This window comes from Actinoplanes ianthinogenes (assembly GCF_018324205.1).
GTDB lineage: Bacteria > Actinomycetota > Actinomycetes > Mycobacteriales > Micromonosporaceae > Actinoplanes > Actinoplanes ianthinogenes.
The window spans coordinates 1888455-1909735 of record NZ_AP023356.1 but is presented as its reverse complement, the minus strand read 5'-3'; the positions used below and the strand labels follow the sequence as shown (position 1 = coordinate 1909735).

The window sequence follows — 21281 nt, the reverse complement described above, 5'->3', positions numbered from 1 at the left end:
ACAGACCGAAACGCCGTGGTCAACGCAGAGAAACACGCCATTCAACGACTGTCAATAAGTTACATTTTGTTACAGGGGGCCCTCAGACGTCGGAATACTCGAATGCGGAGAGGCCGTACGTGGTGGCGATCGGGTTCCAGAGCGCGACGAATTTCTTCTTCTCGGCGGTGGCCGCGGTGGATTCCCGGTCGGCCGCGGTGAAGTCGCCGGTGACCGTGTCACCCTTCTCGCAGGTGCCGCCGGCCAACGCGGAAGCCCATTTGGCGAAAGCGCGATCGGCGCGCTGGGAATGGTCCAGCGCCCGCAGCAGGGTGGCGGTCAACTCGGCGCCGGACGGCAGGCCGGAGACATCGAGGGCGGCGGCCCGGGCGCGCTGATCGCGGCGGGCGTCACCGGCGGCGGTGAAGGTCGCGGCGTTGGCCCGCAGCGAGCGGCAGGCCTTGGTGGCGATCACCGCGTCCTTCACCGCGGTCCGGCTGCGGCTGGAGTCCTGGATCAGGGCGGCCAGCGCACGGGCCTGGTCGCGTGGGGCGGCGGCGGTGGCCGACGAGCCGGCCGGGCCACCGGGGTCCATCCGGGCCACGAACGCGGCCACCATCGGCACCCCCACCAGCACCGCGATGAACAACCAGCCGATGCGCAGGCCGCCACGGCGCGGCACCCGCACCCGGGTGGGCGGCCGCGGCGCCGGGCGCGGCGCGGGGATGTGGCGAGGAGGCGCCGGCCGGCGTGCGGTCGGCACCGAGGGCCAGGCCGCGGTGACGAGGCCGGCCGGTGGCGCGGGCCGCGGGACGGTCGGCCGTGGGGCCGTGCAGACCATGCAGGCGGACGACTCGGCGACGTTCTCTGTGTCGCAATCGGCGCACTGCCACATTCGGCCCTCCCGTTCTTCACCCGGCAGATTCACATGCGGATACCGGATCGGCAATGTCAACAATCTGCGGGCGCGAGGAACTAGCCGGAACGATTAGCCCGTTCGGAGGAATCGAACCTGCTCCGCCGAATTCCGCGACTTCCGTCTTCGGATCAACGTGGAATGCGTCGTCCGTACGGGCAATGTACTAATCAGTTTCTCCCGGGCACGGTGGTCCCGGGAAGGAGCCGAACCTTGCGTCTCGAACGTGGTGCGGAGCCGAGCGGCAGCCAGCAGGCGGTGTGGGCGGGCGAGACCAGCCGGGCCGACGTGCAGTGCCTCGGCGTCTGGACCGAGAAGCGCGCCGGCCTGGGCGAGGACGCCGAGCCGACGCTGCTGCTGCGGCAGAGCGGCAACGCCGGCGTGCTCGGCGTCTACGACGGGATGGGCGGCGCCGGCGCCCGGCTGCTCGGGCACACCCCGGACGGCCGGCCGGTCAGTCACGCGTTCGCCGCGTCCCGGCTGGCTCACCTCACCGTGCAGGAGCACTTCACCGGTGGCTACCACAGGCAGCCGTCGCTCGAGGCGCGGCTGCGCGAGGTCTTCGACGCGGCCCGCCCGCCCGGCGGGCTGAAACTGCGCGGCACCATCACCAAGCAACTGCCGACCACGCTCGCCGTGATCGACTACTCACGTCCGCACAAGTCCGGGCCGCGGTACGCCGCCGCCCGGTGGGCCGGCGACTCGCGGTGCTACCTGCTCACCCCGGAATGGGGCCTGCAGCAGATCAGCCGGGACGACTCGATCGTGGACGATCCGCTGGAGACCCTGATGGCCGACCAGCCGCTGACCAACCAGGTGGCGGCCGGTCTGCCCTTCCGGATCCGCGAGGAGCCGATGGGTCCACTGCCCGAGCCGTGCGTGCTGCTCTGTGCCACCGACGGCTTCTTCGGCTACGTGCCCAGCCCGGCGATATTCGAGTTCGAGCTGCTGCGGGCGCTCGGGCCGGCCGCCGACGCCGGAGACTGGGGCCGGAAGCTGGCCGCGTGGCGACGCCGGACGGCCGGCGACGACGCCACGCTCGCGCTCGTCGCGATCGGCTTCGGCGGCTTCCGCGGGCTGCGGTCGGCCTTCAAGCATCGCTTCGACCAGCTCTATTACGAGCACGCGGAGCCGCTGCGCGATCTGGAGAACGCCGAGCTGGACGACGCCGAACGCCGGCACCGGCTGGCGGAGTACCGGCACCTGTCCTGGACGAAGTACAGCGGAATGTATGTGGCACGGATGGCCGGGAGGGCCTCGTGAAGCTGGGCGAGAACATCGGCGGTTACACCGTCGTGGCGGAGCCGACCAACAGCGGCGGTGGCCGCTGCGTGTGGTCGTTCGCCGAGCGCGGTGGCCGCGACTACTTCATCAAGCAGTTCCTCGACCCGAAGTGGCCGACCGACGAGTCGATGGGCAGCCCGGCCAGCAAGGCTCGCCGGCGCGCGGTCTGCCTGGAGTTCGAGAAACGGCACAAGGAGGTCAACCGCCGGATCAGCGGCAAGGTGGCCGGCGGCGGCAACCTGGTCACCGCGACCGCGTTCTTCCGCGAGGGCACCACGTATTACAAGGTGACCGACCGGGTCGCGGCCGAGGCGGCGAAGGACCTCACCGAGCTCAGCGACCGGCAGACGCTGGTGGTGCTGCGCACCCTGTTCCAGAGCATGAAGCTGCTGCACCGGGCCGGGATCGTGCACGGCGACCTGAAGCCGGCCAACGTGCTGCTGCAACGCTCCAGCACCGCGGACCTGTACACGGCCAAGATGATCGACTTCGACGACTCGTACCTGACCGGCGAGCCGCCGCCGCCCGACCAGATCGTCGGCGACCAGCTGTACGGCGCGCCCGAGTGGCTGCGCTACGTCAAGGAGGACCCCGAGGTCGCCGCCGACCACCTGACCCTGGCCTCGGACGTCTTCGCGCTCGGCCTGATGACCCACGTCTACCTGGTCGGCGAGCTGCCGGGGTACGACCGCGGCCGGTTCGGCGCGCCGTCGCAGGCGGTGTGGGCGGGGGAGCCGCTGGTGCTCTCCGGGCAGCTGCACCCGAAGACCCGGGACCTGATCGCGCGCATGGTGTCCGCCGACATCGCGGCCCGACCGGCGATCGAGGAGGTCATCACCGTCTTCCAGGACGAGAAGGTGGTCCAGATCGGCGGCGACACCCCCGCCGCGCCACCGCCATCGCGACCGTCGCCGTCCGGCGCGACGGCGCCGGCGGGCGGCCGCGTGAAGATCAACCTCGACGGTGCGCCGAGGCCCGCCGTTCCGTCGCCGGCCCGTCCCGCGGACGCGCCGCCGTCCCGCGTACGCATCAACTTCGACACCAAGTGAACCCGAGGGGATCGTGATGGACGCGAACAGCACAAGTCTCAAGTACGCGGTGGACATCGTGTTCTGCATCGACGTCACCGGCAGCATGTACCCGGTCCTGGACCAGGTGAAGGAGGGCGCGCTCACCTTCCACAAACGCCTCGAGGAGTCGATGTCCCACAAGGACAAGGCGATCAGCAAGCTGCGCCTGCGGGTGGTGGCCTATCGCGACTTCCGGGACAACGCCTCCGACGCGCTGGAGCAGTCGCCCTTCTTCAGCATCCCGGAGCAGGTCGGCGAGTTCGAGTCGTTCGTCCGCGGGCTACGCGCCGGCGGTGGCGGCGACGAGCCGGAGTCCGGCCTGGAGGCGCTCGCGGTCGCGCTGAACTCGGACTGGGAGCGCGGGCAGGACCGGCGCCGGCACATCGTCGCGCTGTTCACCGACGCGTCCGCGCACCCGCTCGGCGTGGGCAGTGCGGCCGGGACCTATCCGCAGGTGGCGCCGGCCAGCATCGACGACCTGATGGAGGTCTGGGGCTACGGCGGCAGCCAGTCGGCGGTGATGGAGAACGCGGCCAAGCGGCTGCTGCTGTTCGCGCCGGACACCACGCCGTGGAACGAGATCGCGGCGGACTGGAACAACACCATCTACGTGCCGTCGCGGGCCGGTGAGGGGCTCAACGAGTTCGAGTTCACCGAGATCATCGACGCCATCGGCAACAGCATCTGAGCGGGAGGCCGTGGTGGTGAGCCGGGACGGTGCCGGGCCGAGGCACGCGGCCGAGTGGGCGGAGTTCACGCTCACGAGGGAGGCCGGCCTGATCCGGATCGTCGGCCCCGGCGAGTTCGTGCTGCAGCTGTCGATGGACCGGGTCCGCGACCTGCTGCCGAAACTGCGCGCGGCGACCGAGCCGGGCGGCGCCTGGCTCGAACTGGTCGGCATCCGCTTCTCCGGGGCCGCCTGGGAGGACCTGCTCAGCCAAGTCGAGGCCGCGGCGAGCCCGGCCCGCGGCGACATGCCGACGCCGCCTCCGCCGGAGCGGACGAGCTGGGTCCCGGCCGAGCCGCGGCCGGAGCCGGTGAGCCGGATCCACCCCGAGCCTCCACCGGAGAGGACGAGCTGGGTTCCGGCCGAGCCGTTGGCGGACCCGGCAGGTCAAGTCCACACCGAGCCGCCACCGCTGACGATGACGATGCCGTCCGAGCCGGAGACGCCCGCCGCGAGCCGGGTGAAGGTCTTCGGCCCGGAGCCTGCTGAAGAGGCACCACCTCCGCCGCCGATCCGGGGACCTGAGCTCTCCCCGGACGCGCTGGACAGCGGGGACTGGCTCATCCTCTGCCCCCTGCCCGACACCTTGGCGCTGTCGAGGGGAGAGCTGCTCAGACCCCCGGACAGTCGCTGATGTCCGCCTGGACCTGCGTCGCCTGCGCCACGCACAACGACCCGGCCGGCCGGACCTGCTTCGTGTGCGGCGAGGCCAGGCGGGCCGGGTCACCGGACGCTCCGACCACCCGCTTCACCCCGATCCCACCGATGCCCCCACCCACCGCGCCGCCGTACCGCCCCACCACACCCCCGGCCGCCCGCCCTCCGGCCGTCCCGAGGCGCCGCGGCACCCGAGGCCCGGCGATCGCCCTGCTCGCATTCCTGCTGGCCGCCGGGACCGGCACCGTCATCGCGACCACCCGAGGCGGCGACGCCGGGGGAGCACACCCACGACCCCGGCCACCACCACGACGACGGAGACCACGACCACCACAGTGACCACCACCGCTGCCACCGCCGGCCCAGCCGGCCTGGTCGCCATCGATCAGCCCGGCGACCTGGCCGCCCGAGTCGCCGCCATGTTCGAGACCTACTTCTCCGGCATCAACGCCAACGACCCGGAACAGGCCCTGACCGTCGTCGAGCCCACCGACCGGATGGACCCCACCGACCCGGCCGACATCGCCGCGTTCGGCAAGGCCATCGCCACCACCCAGGACGACGACGTCCAGCTCGGCACGGTCACCGACAACGGCACCACGGTCACCGCCGAGCTGAGTTTCCGCAGCCGGCAGGACGCGGGTTACGGCCCGGCCGACGATCCGGACCAGACCTGCACCCGGTGGACGATGGTCTACACGCTCGCCGACAGCGCCGGCGGCCTGCGGATCCGCGACGTCGACGCCACCCACCAGGCTTGCTGAGGATGCCGATGCCGCAGCAGTACCGGCCGTCGAGCCTGGCCGCCCACCGGCGGCTCCGCGAGTCGCTGCAGCCCGCCGCCGGCGCCGACCTCGACGAGGCGGTCGCCGAAGCCCGCCGGCAGGGCAACAAGCTCACCCTGGCCCGGATCCTGATCCGCCGCTCCACCTTCCTGGACCGGCCGGACGACCTGGTCGAGGCCACCGACCTGCTCCGGGCGGCCTCCGCCGAGCTGCCCGAGGACGACCTGGTCCGCCTGTTCGGCGTGGCCTACGACCTGGTCGCCGTGATGCAGGCCAAGTACAACCGCAGCGACGACCTGGCCGGTTACACCCAGGCGCTGCACACGTTGCAGATGGCCGTCACGCGGCTGCCCGGCGACCGCGACGCGCACGCCATGGTGGCCGCCGCCTGCGCCGATTACCTGCTGGCCCAGATCTCGACGGCGGACGAGCAGGCCGAGGAGATCCTGATCCGGGATGCGCTCTGGCAGCTGGACCACGTGCTCCACCTGGCGAGCCCGGCCCTGCTGCGCCACCTGGGCAACATCCATGGGACCCGGGCCGAGCTGGCCTTTCACGCCGGGCAGATGACCGCGCCGGAGGCGGTTTTCCTGTGCCGTGCCGGGCGGCGCGCGGCCGGCTGGCGTCCGGCCCGCCGGGCACCCGCGCTGGCGTCCCAGGCGTCGGTGCTGCTGGCGTCCGCGACCCGGCAGTTCGAGGTGCGCTGGGCGGTCAAGCTGTTCCGCAAGGCGGCCCGCCACGGCGAGCCGAAGACCCGGCTCGACGCGCTCACCGGCCTGGCCCGTGCGGTCACCGCCGCCGACCTGTCCGGCGCCCGGCCCCGGCCCGCGCCGCGGATCGCCGCCGCCTGGGACCGTGCCTGGCAGGCGAACCTGGGCGGCACCTCGGACAGCCTGTTGCAGGTCAGCGACGAGTGGGTGACCTGGGCCGAGTCGACCGGCGACGCCGCGCTCTGCGCACCGGCCTACCGGGCGATGATGGCCGCCGTCCCGCTCGCCACCGGCCCGCAGTACGAGAGCAAGGTGCGGGACCGGCTGCTGGCCCGGGTGCGGCATCGCGCCGCCGAGGCCGGCTGGTGGCTGCTGCGGGCCGGTGACCCGGCCGGCGCGGTGGTCGCCCTCGAGCTCGGCCGGGCCGTCGCGATCCGGGAGACCACGGGCCGCGACGATCCGGCTGTCCAGAGCGCGTTGCGCGCGGCCGGGCGCGCCGATCTGGCCGACCGGCACCGGGACGCGGCGCAGGCCCTGGCCCGGGCCGAGCGCGGCTGGGCGCACAGCGACGCGTTCACCACGGGCCTGCACCGCGCCGCCACGACCCTGGCGGAGGTGCGCCGGGAGATCAGCACGCTGGGGCTGGACAAGAGCCTGGACAACAGCCTGGACGAGATCCGCCTGGCCGCCGCCGACGGCCCGCTGGTCTATCTGGCCGCCGCCGAGGCCGGCGGCTACGCCCTGATCGTCCGCGCCGACGGCGACCCGCAGGCACTGGACCTGCCGGACCTGACCCGGGACGCGGTCCGCCGCGAGGCGCACACCCTGGAGAACGACGACGACCCCCGGCGGGTGGAACGGCTCGCCGAGTGGCTGTGGCGGCACGGGATGCGCGACCTCGACGGACGCCTGGGCGACGGTGAGCTGGTGACGATCGTGGCGGTCGGGCTGCTCGGCCTGCTGCCGGTGCACGCCGCCGCGATCAAGGACCCGCTTTCGGCGTACGGATGGAAGGGTCTCGCCGATCGCAACGACTTCCGTTACGCGCCCAGCGGCCGTGTCCTGCGGATCTCCCTGGCGCGGGCCGCCGAGTTCGCCTCGGCGCGGCCCGCCGTGCTCGCGGTCGCCGCCCCGGCGAGCGACCTGCTCAACGTCGGTCCGGAGGTGGCCGTGGTGACCCGGCTCTGGCAGGAGCGCGCCGCCGCGGTGACGACGCTGCCCCGGGCCAGCCGCGACGCGGTGCTGGAGCAGCTGCCCCGGCACGCGGTCTGGCATCTGGCCTGTCACGGGCAGGCGGCGCCGGACCGGATCCTTCAGAGCCGGCTGCTCCTGGCCGACGGCCCGGTGACGCTGCACGACCTGCTGCGCCTGCCGCCCGGTCCGCGGCGGCTCGCGGTGCTGTCGTCGTGCGAGAGCCACCGGATCGGACACGACCTGCCGGACGAGGTGATCGGGCTGCCCGGCGGCATGCTGCAGCTCGGCCTGGCCGGCGTGGTGGCCGCGCACTGGGAGGTCGACGACCGGGCCGTGGCGCTGTTGATGGCCCGGTTCCACGACCTGCTCGCGGCCGATGCGGCGAGCCCGGCCCGGGCGCTCAGCGAGGCGCAGCGCTGGCTGCGCGAGACGGACCGGGAACAGCTGCGGGTGGCGTACCCGGAGCTGGCGGGCGGCCGGCTGCCCCGGTTCGGCAATCCGTACTACTGGGGAGCGTTCACGCTGACCGGGGCTTGAACGTGCGCCGGTACGCCTTCAGGCTCTGGAACGGCCGGGTGTCCAGCCAGTCGGTGCCCTTCCGGTTGACCGCGCAGCCGACCAGCTCCAGCCGCCCGGCGATCTTGTTGAGGCTCTCCGCGGTGCCGTTGAAGCGGATCACGTTGATCCCGGCGATGTCCGAAACCGGTCGCAGGTCGCCGATCTCCACGATGATCGTCCGTTCCGGCTGCAGGGCCAGCGCCATGCCCATCTCGAGCAGCACGTTCGGCCGGACCTGGCCGGTCAGCTCGGTCTCGTACGCCTGCTCCCGCCGCCCGCGCAGCTCCTCGTGCAGGATCGCGCCGTCGTCCGGAGTGCACAGCACGATCGCGGCCTGGTTCTCCTCGAACGCCTTGGTCAGCACCTGGGTCATGTGCGGGATGCCGCGGCCGGTGCGCTCGACGACCTCCTCCCAGTCCAGCGGGTGCAGGTCGATCGCCTGCAGGAAGCGCCACAGCGCGAGGCGGGCCTGCTCGTCGCGGCCGTGGATGACGAAGACTTCGCGGGGGTCCGGCATGTGACCGATGCTAATCAGGACAGTCTCGGAACGGGTCGTTTGGTCGGTGGAGGGCGGAACGTCCCCCTGCTGGATACAGTGCCCACCATGGACCTCCCGAAGCACTGGGACACCGAGTCCGTGACCCAAGCCCTCGACGCGCTGAGCGACCTGGTTCTGTGGGAGCTCACCCCGCAGCGCTGGGAGCAGGTGGCGGAGGTGCTCCACCAGATCGAGACCGCGCTCGACACGCACGACCTGGACGACCTGCGCGACGCGACGTCCGCACTGGAGCTGTACGGGCCGTATCGGAAGATCCCCCGGATCGGCAGCGCCGGTGCGGCCGGGATCCCGCCGCAGGTGCTGGAGCGGCGCAACGAGCTGGTGCACCGGCTCACCGGTGACCCCAAGCACGGCAAGCCGGAGGAGGCCCGGGACGATGACGACCAGCGAGCTTCTTGAGCAGGAGTTCGTCGCCCACCTTTACGCGCCGCTGGACGGGCCGGACGCCGCCGCGGCGCTGGCCTGGATCGGGCGGTTCTGGGAGCGATGCCGTACCCAACTGGGTATGACGGACCCGATCCTGGACGCGGACCTGGGCGCCGGACTGCCCGCCGATCCGGCCGCCGGGCCGGAGGGCGCGCTGGCCGGACTGCAGGACCCCACCGTGCGGTTCCAGGCGATCGTCCGCCGCGAGCACGACGTCCTCAACCTCTCCTTCGCGATCGCGTCGCCGGAGGCGATGCAGGGTGCCCGCCCCCGCCTCGGCGCCGCGGCCCCGCCCGGCTGGCACGAGTACACCCGCTGGTGGGACAAGCTCTGCGGATCCGAGCCGGGCGGGTTGCTCGGCAGCACGGTCGTCTACCTGGCCAAGACCGGCGATCCGGCCGCCGCCGAGCTGCGGGACGCGGTGCCGGGCCGGGACGGCGACGGCGCCCGCTGGTGGGCGCGGCCGGGCACGCTGGACGAGTTCGCCGCCTGGGAGGTCACGCCGGTCGGCATCCACGCCGACCGGCGGCTGGTGCTGCTGGGTGACCTGGACCAGGATCTCGCCCTGGGCACGTTCGCCTGGAGCGACGGTGGCACCGCGCTGCCGCCGCTGGGCCGCTACCTGCTGCACGCCACCAAGTTGCGTTACCAGGCCCGGGTCCTCGAAGCCGGCGGGCTGCGGGAGCTGCGCGCCCGGGTGAGCGCCCGGATCGACCAGGTCGGCAGCCGGCTGCGGGCCGCGGACCCGGCCGGCCCGATCGACCTCACCGCGTTCGCCGCCGACGAGGCCGATCTGGCCGCCGCGCTGAGCGGCCTGCGCCGGATGCGGCAGAGCGTGGAGATCGCCCGCGCCAACATGGGCAAGGCGCTGCCCGTGCCGCTGCCCGCGGACGCCGAGGTCGCCGAGTGGCTGGCCGCCCGGATCGACGACGACGTGGTCTACCTGGACGCCACCCGCGAGGAGGCCGAGCGGGTGGAGAAGCTGGTGCCCGTGCAGCGCGCCGCGGCGGCGGCCCCGGCCGCGAAGTCCGACATCGAATATCGCGTCGGCTTCGGCATCGACGTCGTCGACTACAGCTCCCGGACCGGGCCGCAACGCCGCGAGGTGCAGCAGCGCGTCGCGGGCCTGGTCGAGCGGGTGATCGCCGGCCTCGGCCTGCGGCTGCACGAGACCGACCGGCAGGATGCCGGCGACGGCATGATGGTGGTGCTGCCGGCCGGCGTGCCGGCCCACCTCGCGTTGCCGAAACTGCTGCACGGCTGGCGGGCCGAGCTGGCCGCGGACAACGCCGCCTACCCGGCTGACCGGATCCGGCTGCGCCTCGCGGTCGGCTCCGGCCCGTTCGCGGTCGCGGCGATCGGCTTCAGCGACAGCACCATCATCGGCATCGGCCGGCTGCTGGACAGCAAACAACTGCGCCGGGCGATCGCCGAGCGGCCGGACGCCGACCTGGTCGCGCTGGTCAGCGACCGGACCCACGAGGACGTGGTGGGTGAGGGCCACGAGGGACTGGCCGCGGACGAGTTCCAGAGCGTCGACGTGCAGGTCAAGAAGTTCCACCGGACCGCCTGGCTGTGGACCGGCGGTGGCGCCCCGGCGCGTCCGGCGGACCCGGTCCGGCCGGAGCCGGTCACCCGGGAGATCTTCGTGATCCACGGGCGGAACCGGCCGGCCCGCGCCGCCGTGTTCGGCCTGCTGCGCTCGCTCGACCTGCACCCGCTGGACTGGGAGGAGGTGGTGGCCCGCACCGGCAAACCGATGCCGTACCGGGAGGAGGTGCTGCGGGCCGGCTTCGCCCTCGGGCCGGCGTCGCTGGTGCTGCTCACCCCGGACGACGTCGACGGCAGTTACCCGGACACGCTGATCCGGGCGGGGCGGGCCCTCGCGCTGCACCCGGACCAGACGATCGTGGTGCAGATCGGCGAGGCCGGCCGGATCGCCGAGCTGGACGGCCGCGAGACCGTGCAGCTGACCGGCGCCTCGCCGGCGGACCGCGAGCTGTTCGTGCAACAGGTCGCTCAGCGGTTGCGGATCGCCGGTTTCCCGATCGACACCTCCGGCGCCGACTGGCTCGATCCCGCCCGCTTCACCGGCCTCATGTGAACCCCATTCTTTCGGTACGACCCGAGCCGCCCCACGCTAGAACGCGGAGCCGGCCAGGGCGCCGGCCAGCGCGCCCCCGCCCAGCAGCAGCTCGATCATCCGCAGCTCGGGCAGGCGCCGGCCCTGCGGAAGCGGGTCGAACATGCGGCGCAGCTCCTGCACCACCGCAATCCGGCGATCGGTCCACGGCGGGTCGAGCAACGCGGTCAGCTCAGCCTTCGTGTTGGTACGCATGGCTCCGGTGATCACCGCCAGCCGCGACCGGTTGTAGCCCGCCACCACCACTCGGAAGACCACCAGCACGACCAGCGCGATCAGCAGCACCGGCGTCCAGCCCGGCGCGGACCCGATCAGCAGGCCGAGGGTGACCCCCAGCGCCGCCGCCACCGTCCGGTTGGTGGCGCGGACGGCCGGCTTCATCGGGCGCGGCGGCGGTCCGGCCGCGCGCAGCGCCGCCATCCCGGCGGCCAGCTGTCCGGGGTGTGCGGCCAGCAGCCGCGAGGTGGGCGCCCCGGCGCTGGTCCAGTGCTCGCACAGGTGGTCGTTGACGGCGAACTGCCGGACGATCCGGTCGGCGGCCCCGGCCACCACGGCGTGCCCGTAATACTGGGCGAGCGTGGGGGAGAGGCGCTCCACGTTCCACGAGCGGTACCCGACGATCAGCAGCGTTGCCGGGACCAGCATCAGGTACAGCCGCTTGTCCTCGACCGTGAACCAGAGCAGCCCGGCGGCGGCGAGCGCCACCAGGACGTACTGGATCCGGGCCGTGCGCCGCTCCGTCGGGCCGTCCACAGTGATCATCGAAGGGTCCTTCCGGCGCTGAGGTCGATCAGGTTGAACGCCGCCCACTCCCGCGGATGCGGCTGGCGGCGCCGGATCTGCAGGGCCGCCTCCCGAGCCGCCACCGCCGGCGGCTTCCCGCCGGCCAGGCCGCCATAGAACGCCCGCATCTGCCGGACCGCCACCGTGTCGAGGACGTTCCAGCGGCTCACCAGCACACCCCGCGCACCCGCCGCGAACAGCGCATAGGCCAGCCCGACCACGCCCTCGCCGGCCCGCGACTCACCCTGCGCGGTCTCGCACGCGGAGCAGACCACCAGATCCGCGACAAGATCAAAACCGGCTATGCGGTACGCGTCCAGAAACGTCCCGCCGGCCAGCGGAAAGCCGGAGTACAGCGGCTGGCTGTCGCTGATCTGCCCGTGCATGGCGAAGTGCACGTACCGGGCGTCGCCCGCCTCGGCCTCGACCGATTCCGGGGTGGGCGTCAGGTCGATCGCGTCCGGATCGCCCATGATCTCGGCGGCGGCGCGCACCTCCCGTTCCGCTCCCGGCAGCGCGCCCAGCCCGGGCGTCGCCGCCATCGCGAAGCCCGCGAACGGCCGCCCCGAAACCCGCCGTCGCACCTCCCCGAACCGGGTCAGCACGGTCGCCGACGGTATCGACCACACCACCGAGTGCTCCAGCAGCGTCGCCCCGTCCAGTTCCAGCGCCTCGAACGGCAGCAGCGCCAGCACCCCGCTCGCACAGATCGCGAGGGTGCCGAGCCGATCCGCGAGCGGGCGCAGCAACCACTCGCCCAGCTGCCGCAGCTCGTCCACCGGAGCGGCACTCTCCGGGTCGGCGCAGGCCGCGGCGACCGCCTCGACCGCCGCGACGACCCGTTCGGTGCTCGGATCGAGCCGGTGGAAGGTGAAGCTGTCCCGGCGCACCGCGAACAGGAAGACGCCGTCGTCGGTCACCTCGTAGACCGCCACGGTCACGCCCTCGGCCAGCTCGCGCTGCACCTCGGTGAGCGTGCCGGCCCGGGGCGCCTCGCGGTCGGCGGTCCGCGGGTCGAGGGCCCGCAGGCGCAGCCGCAGCCACTCGGCGCGCTCCTCCAGCGGCGCCGGATCCCCGGTCCCGGTCCGATGGATCGTGCCGAGCGCCCACCGCGTCTCGTCCAGCTCGCGGACCAGCTGCGCGGCCTCCGGCGGTGGCGCCGGCAGCGGACCGGTGAGCAACTCGGCGAGGGTGCGGGCGCGGAAGCTCTCCGCCGCGTGGAAGGCGATCGCGTCCCCGGCCGGGGTGCGCTCCCGCCAGGCCGCCTGGATCCGCCCGTGGTACGCCGAGCGGGCGGTGCCGAAGAGACGTTCCAGGCCGGGCTCGGCGGCGGACCCCGGCCGCAGGCTCTCGGCCACCGCGATCGCCCGGTCGAAGCAGCCCGCCGCCTCGGCTGTCGCGCCGTCGTCGAGCAGGTGCCGGCCCAGCGCGGTCTCCACCCAGCGCAGCTCGGGCAGGAGTGGGGAGATCTTCGTACCGAGGTCTCTGGCTCTGTCGAAGTGGGCGCGGGCGCGGTCGCGCCGGCCGAGGCCGGTCTCGGCGAAGCCGAGCGCGAGCAGCAGGCCGATGGTCTTGCGGGTGAGCGCCGGGAGCGCGGCGAGCGCCTGTTCGCCGACGGCGACGGCGGCCGCCGGATCGCCCTCGGCGTGCAGCTGCCAGACACGGGTGGCACGCATCGCGGCCAGCTCCGGGCCGTGCGGGGCGATCGCGGCGGCCAGGCCGGCGGCCTCGGCGAGCAGTCCGTCCGCCTCGGCGGCCCGTCCGTGCGAGGCGAGCGTGTCGGCCAGGTTGTGCAGGGCGATGGCCAGCGGCAGCGAGCCCGGCTGCCACCGCCGGCGCAGCTGGACGGCGCGCTCCTGCCAGCGCAGCGCTTCCGGCAGCTCCTGCAGTTCGGCGTACGCCTGAGCGAGGTTCCCCGCGGCGTAGGCGGCGTCGATCGGATCCCCGGCCCGCTCGAAACGCTCGGTCAGCCGCACCAGCGCCGTCGCGTAGTCCCCCCGATGCATCAGGTGGAAGACCCGTTCGCCGTCGAGCACCCGGCTGACCTCGTCGGCCGGCCCGGGGAACGCCGCCGCCCGATCGAGCGCGTCCATCGCCGCGTCCGGATAGCCGGCCGCCTGCAACGTGAGCGCCAGGTTGGTGAGCGACGCCCGCGGGTCCGGGCTGATCTCCACCGCCCGCCGCAGCGCCTCCGCGGACTCCGGCAGCAGGCCCAGCCGCTCGTAGACCACCCCGAGGTTGTTGAGCACGATCGCGAAGTCCTCGGACGCCTCGTGGACCAGGTCCTGATAGCGCAGCCGGGCCTCCTCGAAGGAAACGCGGGCCAGGTCGGGCCGCCCGCGCGTCATGTCGATCTCACCGAGCACGGACAGCGCGTCGGCCAGCGCCTGCGCCCAGAACAGCTTGGTCAGCGGCGAGTGCCACCAGGACGGCCCGCGCCGGAGCCGGGCGACGATCCGGGCGTACCCGTCCCGGGCCGTCGCGTAGTCACCCGCCGCGCGATCCCGCTCGGCCGCCTCGACCTGGCGGCCGAGCAGCCGCGCCACTTCAGTGCCCGGCCGTCGCGTTCCGGACCACCTCGGTCAGCTGGTTGGCCGCCTGGGTGCCGGACAGCCGGCGCCCGTGCAGCACGGTGAGGTCCTCCACGGCGCACGCGGGCGGGGTGTCGTCGTTGGCGTGCGCCAGCGCCGGCCGGCGCCGGGCCCAGGCGGTCACCTCGGCGATCAGCTCGTTCTCCAGCTGATCGGTGGTCATCCGGGCGGTCAGCCGCCGGGTCAGCTGCTGCCGGTGCAGCCAGAACGACCACACCTTCGCCTCGTCGATCAGCTGCTCCACCGCGTCCGCCCGCAGGTAGCGCAGCGCGATCTGCAGCGAGTCGGCGCCACCGTCGCCGATCAGGTCGTCGATCATCCGGTGCCGCGCGTGCGCGCCGGCCACCTCGTAGAACGTGCTGCGGCAGCCGTGCGGCTGGGCCGCGGCGACGACCGACTTCCAGGTCACCGCGGTCCGCGGAGCGGTGTTGAGGACCGTCACGGCGGCCCGGTAATACGTGGTCCGGGTGTTCCAGTGGTTCCGGCGCGGCGACGCGTTGCCGGCGAGCCGCCGTACCCATCCGCCCACGACGGTGTTGTTCAGATCCGCGATTGCCGTCGTCATCGTCCCAGTCCTTTTCCGGTCGGCGTAGTCGCCAGATGAGCGTGTCCGGAACGGCCCCGGGCACACATCACGTGTTCACGTGATCCTGGGCGGACAGCCGGTCACCCGATCGAGCACGCTGTCCCAATCGGACGCGTCGCCGGCCGACTGCCACGCCACGAGTTGATCCGGCCGGACCAGTAGAAGCCGGCCCGGGACGCGGTCCCGCAGCGGCGCGTCGTCCGCCGCGAGATAAGTCATCGGGATGCCGCGGGCCCGCGCGGTGTCCACAAGTGATCGCCCGCGTCCGGAGCCGGTCACGTCCACAAGGGTGAACTGCGGGCCGAGCCGGTCGGTCGGCAGCCGGGGCGGCGCCCCGGAGCCGGCGTTCCGGAGCTGGTCGCGCAGCAGCACCCCGGCGAGGCGTTCCCGGGACGCGCCGGCCGCCGCCAGCCGGCCGAACCGCCGCCGGGTCGCCAGCTCCCGGGAGAGCAGCCGGCGATCCCGGACCGCGTGCGGGCGGCGGTCCTGCTCGTAGCTGTCGAGCAGGGCCGGTCCGGCCCACCGGCCGAGGGTGGCGGCGAGCTTCCAGCCCAGGTCGACGGCGTCGCCGAGGCAGGTGTCCGCGGCGACGCTCGGCGGGTGCAGGGTGTGCGCGGCCTGCCCGGCCAGGTACGCGGCGCCCTGCCGGTAGGTGCGGGCCACCCCGAGCGGGTCGGGCCACTGCGACACCTCGAGGATCTGCGAGGCGGCCAGCGCGGCCGGGAGCTTGCTGTGCAGCAGCGCGATCGGGTCGGCGGTCTCCGCGTCGCCCCGGTCCAGCGGCAGGTGGCCGAGCCACATCCCGGGTCCGGAGCAGCGGGTCAGCGAGATCCCGTCGGCGACCAGCGTGGCCGGCTGCGGGAACCGGCGCGCCAGGTGGTCGCTGCGGAACTGGATGGTGTAGTAGTGCGCGGTGGTCAGCGTCTCGTCCATCGGCACGCCCAGGCACCGGCGGACCGTGCTCTGCGCGCCGTCGCAGCCGGCCAGGTGGTCGGCCGGGACGCTGTGCCGGGTCCCGGTGTGCCCGTCGAGCAGCGTGGCCACCGCACCGCCGCCCTCCAGCCGCAGGTCGGTGAAGATCCAGCCCTCGCGCAGGTCGATCAGCGGGTGGGCGCGGGCCGCGTCGCGCAGCCGGACGGCCAGGTCGGTGCCGGTGACCAGGACCCGCGGATCGTCCGGCCGGGGCCGGTCCGGGGCGGTCGCCACCGGGCGCCGGCCGATCGACCGGCTCCAGACGGTGGTGTCGTGACCGTCCGGGTCGAGGCCGGCGGCGAGGAGGGCCTCGGCCACGCCGAGCCGGCGCAGCAGGTCCAGGGTGTGCCCGCCGACCAGGTTGAGCTCGGGATGCCGGGGTGGCCGGGAGGCCCGTTCGACGACCAGGCTCGGGACGCCGTGCCGGGCGAGTTCGAGGGCGAGCACGGCGCCGGTCGGTCCGGCGCCGACCACGAGCACCGGCGTACGGGGAGTCGGCATTGTCAACAATTGCGGTCCTTCCCGGACAATCGGCGACACCTACCGTCATCGTGAGCCGCGGCGGACGCCGGGCACATCACGCATGTACGGGATCAGCAGCGGCACTCGCGGGCCACCAGGGCGGCCAGCTCGACGCGGCTGCGGATGTCCAGCTTCATGAAGATCTTGCGGAGGTGGCTGTCCACGGTGTGCGGGGACAGGTTCAGCTGCCGGGCCACCACGATGTTGGTCATGCCCTGGGCGACCAGCAGCGCCACCGGCCGCTCCGCCGGGGACAGCCCGGGCAGGCAGGCCTCGTGGGGGTCCGGCGGTCTCTCCGGCCGGACCGCGCCCAGCGAGGCGCCGAGCCCGGCCTCGAGCTGCCGGCGCAGCCCGTGCGCGCCGGCCGAGGCGCACCGGCCGAGCGCCTCGTCGTACCAGCCCCGGGCGGCGGCCCGGTCCTCGGCCGCGCCGGTGGCGCGGGCCAACTCGGCCGCGTCGGCCAGCGCCGCGGCCAGCGCCAGCGGCCGCCGGCTGAGCCGGAACCGCGCCACGGCGGCTTGCAGGCGCCGCGGGTCGTGGCCGAGCACCCCCATGGTGTGCTCGGCCGCCCCGGCCGCGGCGTGCGACTGCGGGTTGCGCCGGGCCAGCCCGGCCGCGCTCGCGGCGATGGCCTCGGCCCGCCCCGGGTCCCCGGACGCCACCGCCAGCCGGACCAGGGTGGCCGCGATGCCGGGGTGCTGCACGATCAGGGTGGGCCGGTCGACCGCCGTGTCATAGAGACCGGGCAGCAGGGCGAACGCCTCCCGGGTGGCGCCCTCGCCGAGCAGCAGGGCCGCCTCGGGCCAGAGCACGTCCTCCGGCGCCGCGGTGATCCCGGTGCCGAGCAGCTCCCGCATCCGGTCCAGCAGCGCCCGGCCCTGGTCCAGGTCACCGCGTAGCACCGCCAGCTTGATCAGCGTGCCGAGCAGCGGCACCGCCAGCTGGTACGCGGTCAGCTGCTCCGCCGTGGTCACCCCGGCATCGGCCTCGGCGACCGCGTCGTCGAGTCGCCCGCGCGCGGTGAGCAGCGCCGCCCAGTAGTAGTGCCAGAGCGGCTGCGCCCACGCGGTGCCCAGCGCGTCCGACTCCTGCCGGCCGTGCCGCAGCGCCTGCTCCGCCTCCTCGAACCGGTCCAGCGCGGTCAGCGCGTTCGCCAGCCAGATCCGCGGGTGCCGGTGCAGGGCCGGGCCGCGCACCGTGTCGGCCAGCTCGGTGGCCTCGGTCGCGTGGGTGAGCGCGTCCTCCAGCCGGCCCTCGGCGCCGGCCACCAGGCTGCGCGCGGTCAGGCCGAACACCGCCGCGCCCGGCTCGTGCTCGCGCCCGATCCGGCCGGCCTCGGCGCCGGCCGCGTCCGCGACGGTGAGATCGTCCAGATAGAACGCGGCGTGCGCGCGGATCGCGTGCAGCCAGGCCCGCACGTCCTCGGCGATCTTCGGCTGGTTCAGGCCGTCCTCGGCGTAGGCCGCGGCCTTGGCGTTCTGCCCGGCGTGCTTGAACGCCTCGGCCAGGCCGAGCTGGACGGTCGCCCGGGTGGCCGGGTCCAGTTCGGCACGAAGCGCTTCGATGCCCAGCTCGTGGGCCTTGGTCACCCGGCCGGCCGAGGCGAGCAGCCCGACCGTGTCCGCGATGATCCCCGGCCGGGCCGGGTCGTGTTCACCGATCGCCTGCAGCGCCTGCAGCATCAGGTCGGCGGCGGTCGCCGGGGCCGTTGCCGCGACCCCGGCGGCCGTGCCGCGCAGCATGTCGACGGCCGCCCCGGCGCCGACCCGCCCGCTGCGCAACAGATGTCCCGCGATCTCGGCGGTCGGCCGGCCGTGCTCCCGGGCCAGCACGGCCGCCTTGCCGTGCAGCAGCTGCGCCTGCGAGTTGCCGAGGCTGTTCTGCACGGCCTGGTGCACCAGCGCGTGCCGGAAGGTCAGCCCGTCCTGGTCCTCGACCAGCAGCCCGGACGTGGTCACCTCGTCGATCAGCCCGAACAGCTCGGCCGGGTCCTGGCTGCCCATCAGCCGCGCCCCGCTCTCGATGTCGAACGGCCGGTCCAGGACCGAGACCGAGCGCAGCAGCCGCTGGGCGTCCGCGGACAGGCTGCCGACGATCTCCCGGACCGTGGCGACGAAGCTGGACGGCAGGTCCTCGCCGACCACCGTGGCGATCCCGTCGGCGATCATGATCTGCTTGGTGGCGACCAGCGCGTCCAGCAGCTGCTCGATCCGCAGCGGGTATCCGCCGCACCCGGCCACCAGGGCCAGCACGGTGTTGTCCACCCGGGCGCCGATCCGCTCGGTGCACAGCTGCTCGGTCGCCTGCTCGTCGAGCACGTCCAGGTGGATCGGGGTGCCGCGCTGCGACAGCCAGCTCAGCGTCTGCCCGCCCGGGGTGTCGGCCGGCTGGGTGCGGCTGGCCAGCAGCCAGCGGACCGGGAACGAGGCGAGGGCCGGGACCAGCTCGCGGACCGCGAGCGCGCTCAGCTCGTCCATCCAGTGCGCGTCGTCGATCACGATGAGCAGCGGCTGCGCGGCGGCGAACCGCTCCAGCGAGTCACGCAGCCGGTGGATCTTGGCGTAGTTCCCGGTCGGGTGGTCGTCCGCCCCGGCCAGCCAGGCGAAGTCGCCGGTCGGCGGGCTGCACGCGCGCAGCGCACCGGCCAGGGTGACCAGCGGCGCGGCCAGATCGTGCCGGAACGCCTCCCGGGCGGCGACCGCGATGTCCCGCTCGTCGGCGTGGTCACCGGCCGCCAGCAGCAGCCGGGACTTGCCGATCCCGGGCGGCCCGAAGATCACGTGGCAGCCGCCCCGGCCGTCCTTGGTGTCGTCGAGCGCCTGGTGCAGCACCGCCAGCTCGCGGGCCCGGCCGACGATCCGGCCGCTCACGACGGCCCCCCGCCGCGTACGTGGGTGTCCAGTGTGTGCTCCCTCGCGTGCTCGCCGTGTTCCGAGGGTGGACTGCCGATTGTGGTCCGCTGGAGTGATCACGGTAATTGCCTCAAGGGGTTTACCCACTCGTCGTCCGGCGCATCACTCTTGCCGGGATGACATCGGTTATCGGCCGGTTGTCCGGTTCTGCAAACCGGCGCCGCGACCCTCATCGCTCGATAGTGGAGCCACCCGGGCGGCCGGATCTCCTACTAATAGGGGATCCGGAGGAATTCGACGTCACAGTTCGGCGGCGAGCCGCAGCTTCTCCAGGTCGGTGATGACCAGCCGGCGGTATCCGGTCGCGATCAGCCCCCGGTCACGCAGCTCGTGCAGGGCCTTCTGCACGGTGGCCTGGGCGATGGCGATCATCGAGGCCAGGTCCGGCTGGCTCAGCGGCACGGCGATCTCCACGCCGCCGTCCGGCCGGGGCCGCCCGCACACGTCGGCGATCTCGGCGAGCAGCCGCGCCAGCCGGATGTGCGCGGGGAACGCCGCGAAGTCCACCCGCCGCCGGTTGGCCCACCGCAGTTGCCGGGCCATCGCCGCGGCGATCAGCGCGGACGCGTCCTGCCGCTGCCGCAGGAACGCCTCGAAGTCGGCCCGGCTGACCTGCCCCGCGGTGACCGGCCCGCAGGCCGTCACCGTCGCGGTGCGCGGCTCACCGGTCAGCGCGCCGATCTCGCCGACCACCTCGCCGGGGATCCGGATGCCGAGCAGCGTCTCCACCCCGTCGACCGCGGTGGTCGCCTTGACGAACCCGCGGACCAGCAGGAAGACGTGGGTGTCGCGGGTGCCCTCACGGAGCAGCGGCCGCCCGGCGGCGAACGGGCGTTTCACACTGCCGGCGACCAGCGCCAGCGCGACGTCGGCGGGGAGGCTGCCGAGGAACGTGCCGGCCGCCCAGGGGTTCGGCCGGCGCGGTGCGGTCGCGGTCACGAGAACCCCCAAGGATGTCGTGGCCTGTCCACTCCATCACGGTCCGGCTCAGATCGCATCGAGGAACGCCTTCAGTTCGGCCCGGTTCACGTCGGCGAACTCGTCCGGGCGCAGCACCACCCGGAGCCGGGTGGTGACCAGGTGATCGCGGGAGGCGGCCACGAAGGACAGCAGGATCAGCCGCAGCAGCGCCTCCCGGTCCAGCGCGTCCACCCGGGCCAGCGTGGCGCCCACCACCGGCATGGCGAGCGGCCGCCGCTGCCCGTGCTCGTGCGCCGCGGCCCAGAGCCGGCTCAGGCTGTGCCAGAGCTGGTCCGCCGACGACTGGGCCACCAGGTTCGGCCCCATCCGGCTGTAGGCGACCGCGAAGAAGTGCCGGCGCGGGTCACCGAGCACCAGCACGGTCCCGACCAGATGACGACGACGTTTTCCGTACGGCTTCGTGGCGCGCGTCAACTCGGTCACCACCGGCTCGGCGGCCAGCAGCTTGTCCAGGTCGGCGTCGAGCCGTACCCGGTCCCCGCCGTAGACCCGCTCCAGGAACTGCCCCTGCACACTCCCGGCCTGCACCACCCGGTCGTCGGTGACGTCGGTGTCGAAGGTGTCGGTGAACCCCACGACCAGGTGCGAGTCGTCCTGCTCGAACAGGTCGCCGGGCACCACCTCGATCCGGCACGCGGGTCGCTTCAGGTCCCGGACCACCGCTTTCGCCGGCCGGACGCGGATCAGGCCGTACAGAAAAGAGGCCAGCGCGACCGCGACCGCGACCTGCCCGGCGTGCCCGGGCCACAGCGGTCGGTCCCAGATGGCCTGATAGGACTGCAACAGCAGGGCCACCACCCCGAACGCCGCGAACGAGTGGAACGCCCACCGCCGCAACCCCCGCCCCGTCATCACCCACCGCATCCCCGGATCCTGACCGGTCCCGGCAACCCTGTCCACGCCACGACGTGACCGGACCGGGCAGA

18 protein-coding genes are annotated in these 21281 nt (G+C 73.7%); 8 read left to right on the top strand and 10 right to left on the bottom strand.

What is annotated here, in order from left to right:
* Positions 1-82: 82 nt before the first annotated feature.
* Positions 83-661 carry a hypothetical protein gene (locus Aiant_RS08770; protein WP_189332507.1) on the bottom strand — a complete coding sequence of 193 codons (579 nt, stop codon included), beginning with the start codon at positions 659-661 and terminating at the stop codon, positions 83-85.
* Between the two features lie 447 nt (positions 662-1108).
* On the opposite strand from Aiant_RS08770, the gene Aiant_RS08765 reads away from it, so the two are divergent.
* Genes Aiant_RS08765 through Aiant_RS08750 form a run of 4 tightly spaced genes read left to right on the top strand, consistent with a single transcriptional unit; the run spans position 1109 to position 4610 of the window.
* Positions 1109-2158 carry a PP2C family protein-serine/threonine phosphatase gene (locus Aiant_RS08765; protein ID WP_189332508.1) on the top strand — a complete coding sequence of 350 codons (1050 nt, stop codon included), beginning with the start codon at positions 1109-1111 and terminating at the stop codon, positions 2156-2158.
* Positions 2155-3228: a protein kinase domain-containing protein gene (locus Aiant_RS08760; protein WP_189332509.1), complete on the top strand. Its 1074-nt coding sequence runs from the start codon at positions 2155-2157 to the stop codon at positions 3226-3228. The genes Aiant_RS08765 and Aiant_RS08760 overlap by 4 nt, the downstream gene beginning before the upstream one ends.
* Before the next feature lie 16 nt (positions 3229-3244).
* Entirely contained in the window at positions 3245-3937 is a 693-nt protein-coding gene (locus tag Aiant_RS08755; RefSeq protein ID WP_189332510.1) for a vWA domain-containing protein, read from the top strand.
* Positions 3938-3953: 16 nt separating this feature from the next.
* The gene (locus Aiant_RS08750; protein WP_189332511.1) at positions 3954-4610 is read left to right on the top strand and encodes a hypothetical protein; all 657 of its coding nucleotides are present in this window, start codon (positions 3954-3956) and stop codon (positions 4608-4610) included.
* On the opposite strand, the gene Aiant_RS08745 is transcribed toward Aiant_RS08750, so the two are convergent.
* Entirely contained in the window at positions 4588-4884 is a 297-nt protein-coding gene (locus Aiant_RS08745; protein ID WP_212847010.1) for a hypothetical protein, read from the bottom strand. The two genes, Aiant_RS08750 and Aiant_RS08745, sit on opposite strands and share 23 nt — an antisense overlap.
* Positions 4885-4968: 84 nt before the next feature.
* Between Aiant_RS08745 and Aiant_RS08740 the strand changes: the two genes are divergently transcribed.
* The gene (locus tag Aiant_RS08740; RefSeq protein WP_212847009.1) at positions 4969-5397 is read left to right on the top strand and encodes a hypothetical protein; all 429 of its coding nucleotides are present in this window, start codon (positions 4969-4971) and stop codon (positions 5395-5397) included.
* Positions 5398-5399: 2 nt separating this feature from the next.
* Entirely contained in the window at positions 5400-7859 is a 2460-nt protein-coding gene (locus tag Aiant_RS08735) for a CHAT domain-containing protein (protein ID WP_189332513.1), read from the top strand.
* On the opposite strand, the gene Aiant_RS08730 is transcribed toward Aiant_RS08735, so the two are convergent.
* On the bottom strand, positions 7840-8397 hold the full coding sequence (locus Aiant_RS08730; protein WP_189332514.1) for a TIR domain-containing protein: 558 nt from the start codon (positions 8395-8397) through the stop codon (positions 7840-7842). The genes Aiant_RS08735 and Aiant_RS08730 overlap by 20 nt on opposite strands.
* Before the next feature lie 87 nt (positions 8398-8484).
* On the opposite strand from Aiant_RS08730, the gene Aiant_RS08725 reads away from it, so the two are divergent.
* Both Aiant_RS08725 and Aiant_RS08720 read left to right on the top strand, forming a co-directional pair.
* On the top strand, positions 8485-8838 hold the full coding sequence (locus Aiant_RS08725; RefSeq protein WP_189332515.1) for a CATRA system-associated protein: 354 nt from the start codon (positions 8485-8487) through the stop codon (positions 8836-8838).
* Complete coding sequence (locus Aiant_RS08720) at positions 8816-10969, top strand: CATRA conflict system CASPASE/TPR repeat-associated protein (protein ID WP_189332516.1); 2154 nt, start codon at positions 8816-8818, stop codon at positions 10967-10969. Before Aiant_RS08725 ends, Aiant_RS08720 begins: the two co-directional genes overlap by 23 nt.
* 36 nt (positions 10970-11005) lie before the next feature.
* On the opposite strand, the gene Aiant_RS08715 is transcribed toward Aiant_RS08720, so the two are convergent.
* The 7 genes from Aiant_RS08715 to Aiant_RS08685 all read right to left on the bottom strand — a co-directional run bounded on the left by Aiant_RS08715 (position 11006) and on the right by Aiant_RS08685 (position 21219).
* A complete protein-coding gene (locus Aiant_RS08715; protein ID WP_189332517.1) occupies positions 11006-11770 on the bottom strand; it encodes a hypothetical protein in 765 nt (254 codons plus the stop codon).
* Positions 11767-14337: a CHAT domain-containing tetratricopeptide repeat protein gene (locus tag Aiant_RS08710; protein ID WP_189332518.1), complete on the bottom strand. Its 2571-nt coding sequence runs from the start codon at positions 14335-14337 to the stop codon at positions 11767-11769. Before Aiant_RS08710 ends, Aiant_RS08715 begins: the two co-directional genes overlap by 4 nt.
* Before the next feature lies 1 nt (position 14338).
* Positions 14339-14947, bottom strand: coding sequence for a hypothetical protein (locus Aiant_RS08705; protein WP_189332519.1), 609 nt, complete (start codon positions 14945-14947; stop codon positions 14339-14341).
* A gap of 75 nt (positions 14948-15022) precedes the next feature.
* Positions 15023-16441 carry an FAD-dependent monooxygenase gene (locus Aiant_RS08700; RefSeq protein ID WP_189332520.1) on the bottom strand — a complete coding sequence of 473 codons (1419 nt, stop codon included), beginning with the start codon at positions 16439-16441 and terminating at the stop codon, positions 15023-15025.
* A gap of 92 nt (positions 16442-16533) precedes the next feature.
* Positions 16534-19332: a helix-turn-helix transcriptional regulator gene (locus Aiant_RS08695; RefSeq protein WP_189332521.1), complete on the bottom strand. Its 2799-nt coding sequence runs from the start codon at positions 19330-19332 to the stop codon at positions 16534-16536.
* Positions 19333-19614: 282 nt separating this feature from the next.
* Positions 19615-20313 carry a Crp/Fnr family transcriptional regulator gene (locus Aiant_RS08690; protein WP_189332522.1) on the bottom strand — a complete coding sequence of 233 codons (699 nt, stop codon included), beginning with the start codon at positions 20311-20313 and terminating at the stop codon, positions 19615-19617.
* Positions 20314-20361: 48 nt separating this feature from the next.
* Complete coding sequence (locus tag Aiant_RS08685; protein ID WP_189332523.1) at positions 20362-21219, bottom strand: macro domain-containing protein; 858 nt, start codon at positions 21217-21219, stop codon at positions 20362-20364.
* Positions 21220-21281: the final 62 nt, after the last annotated feature.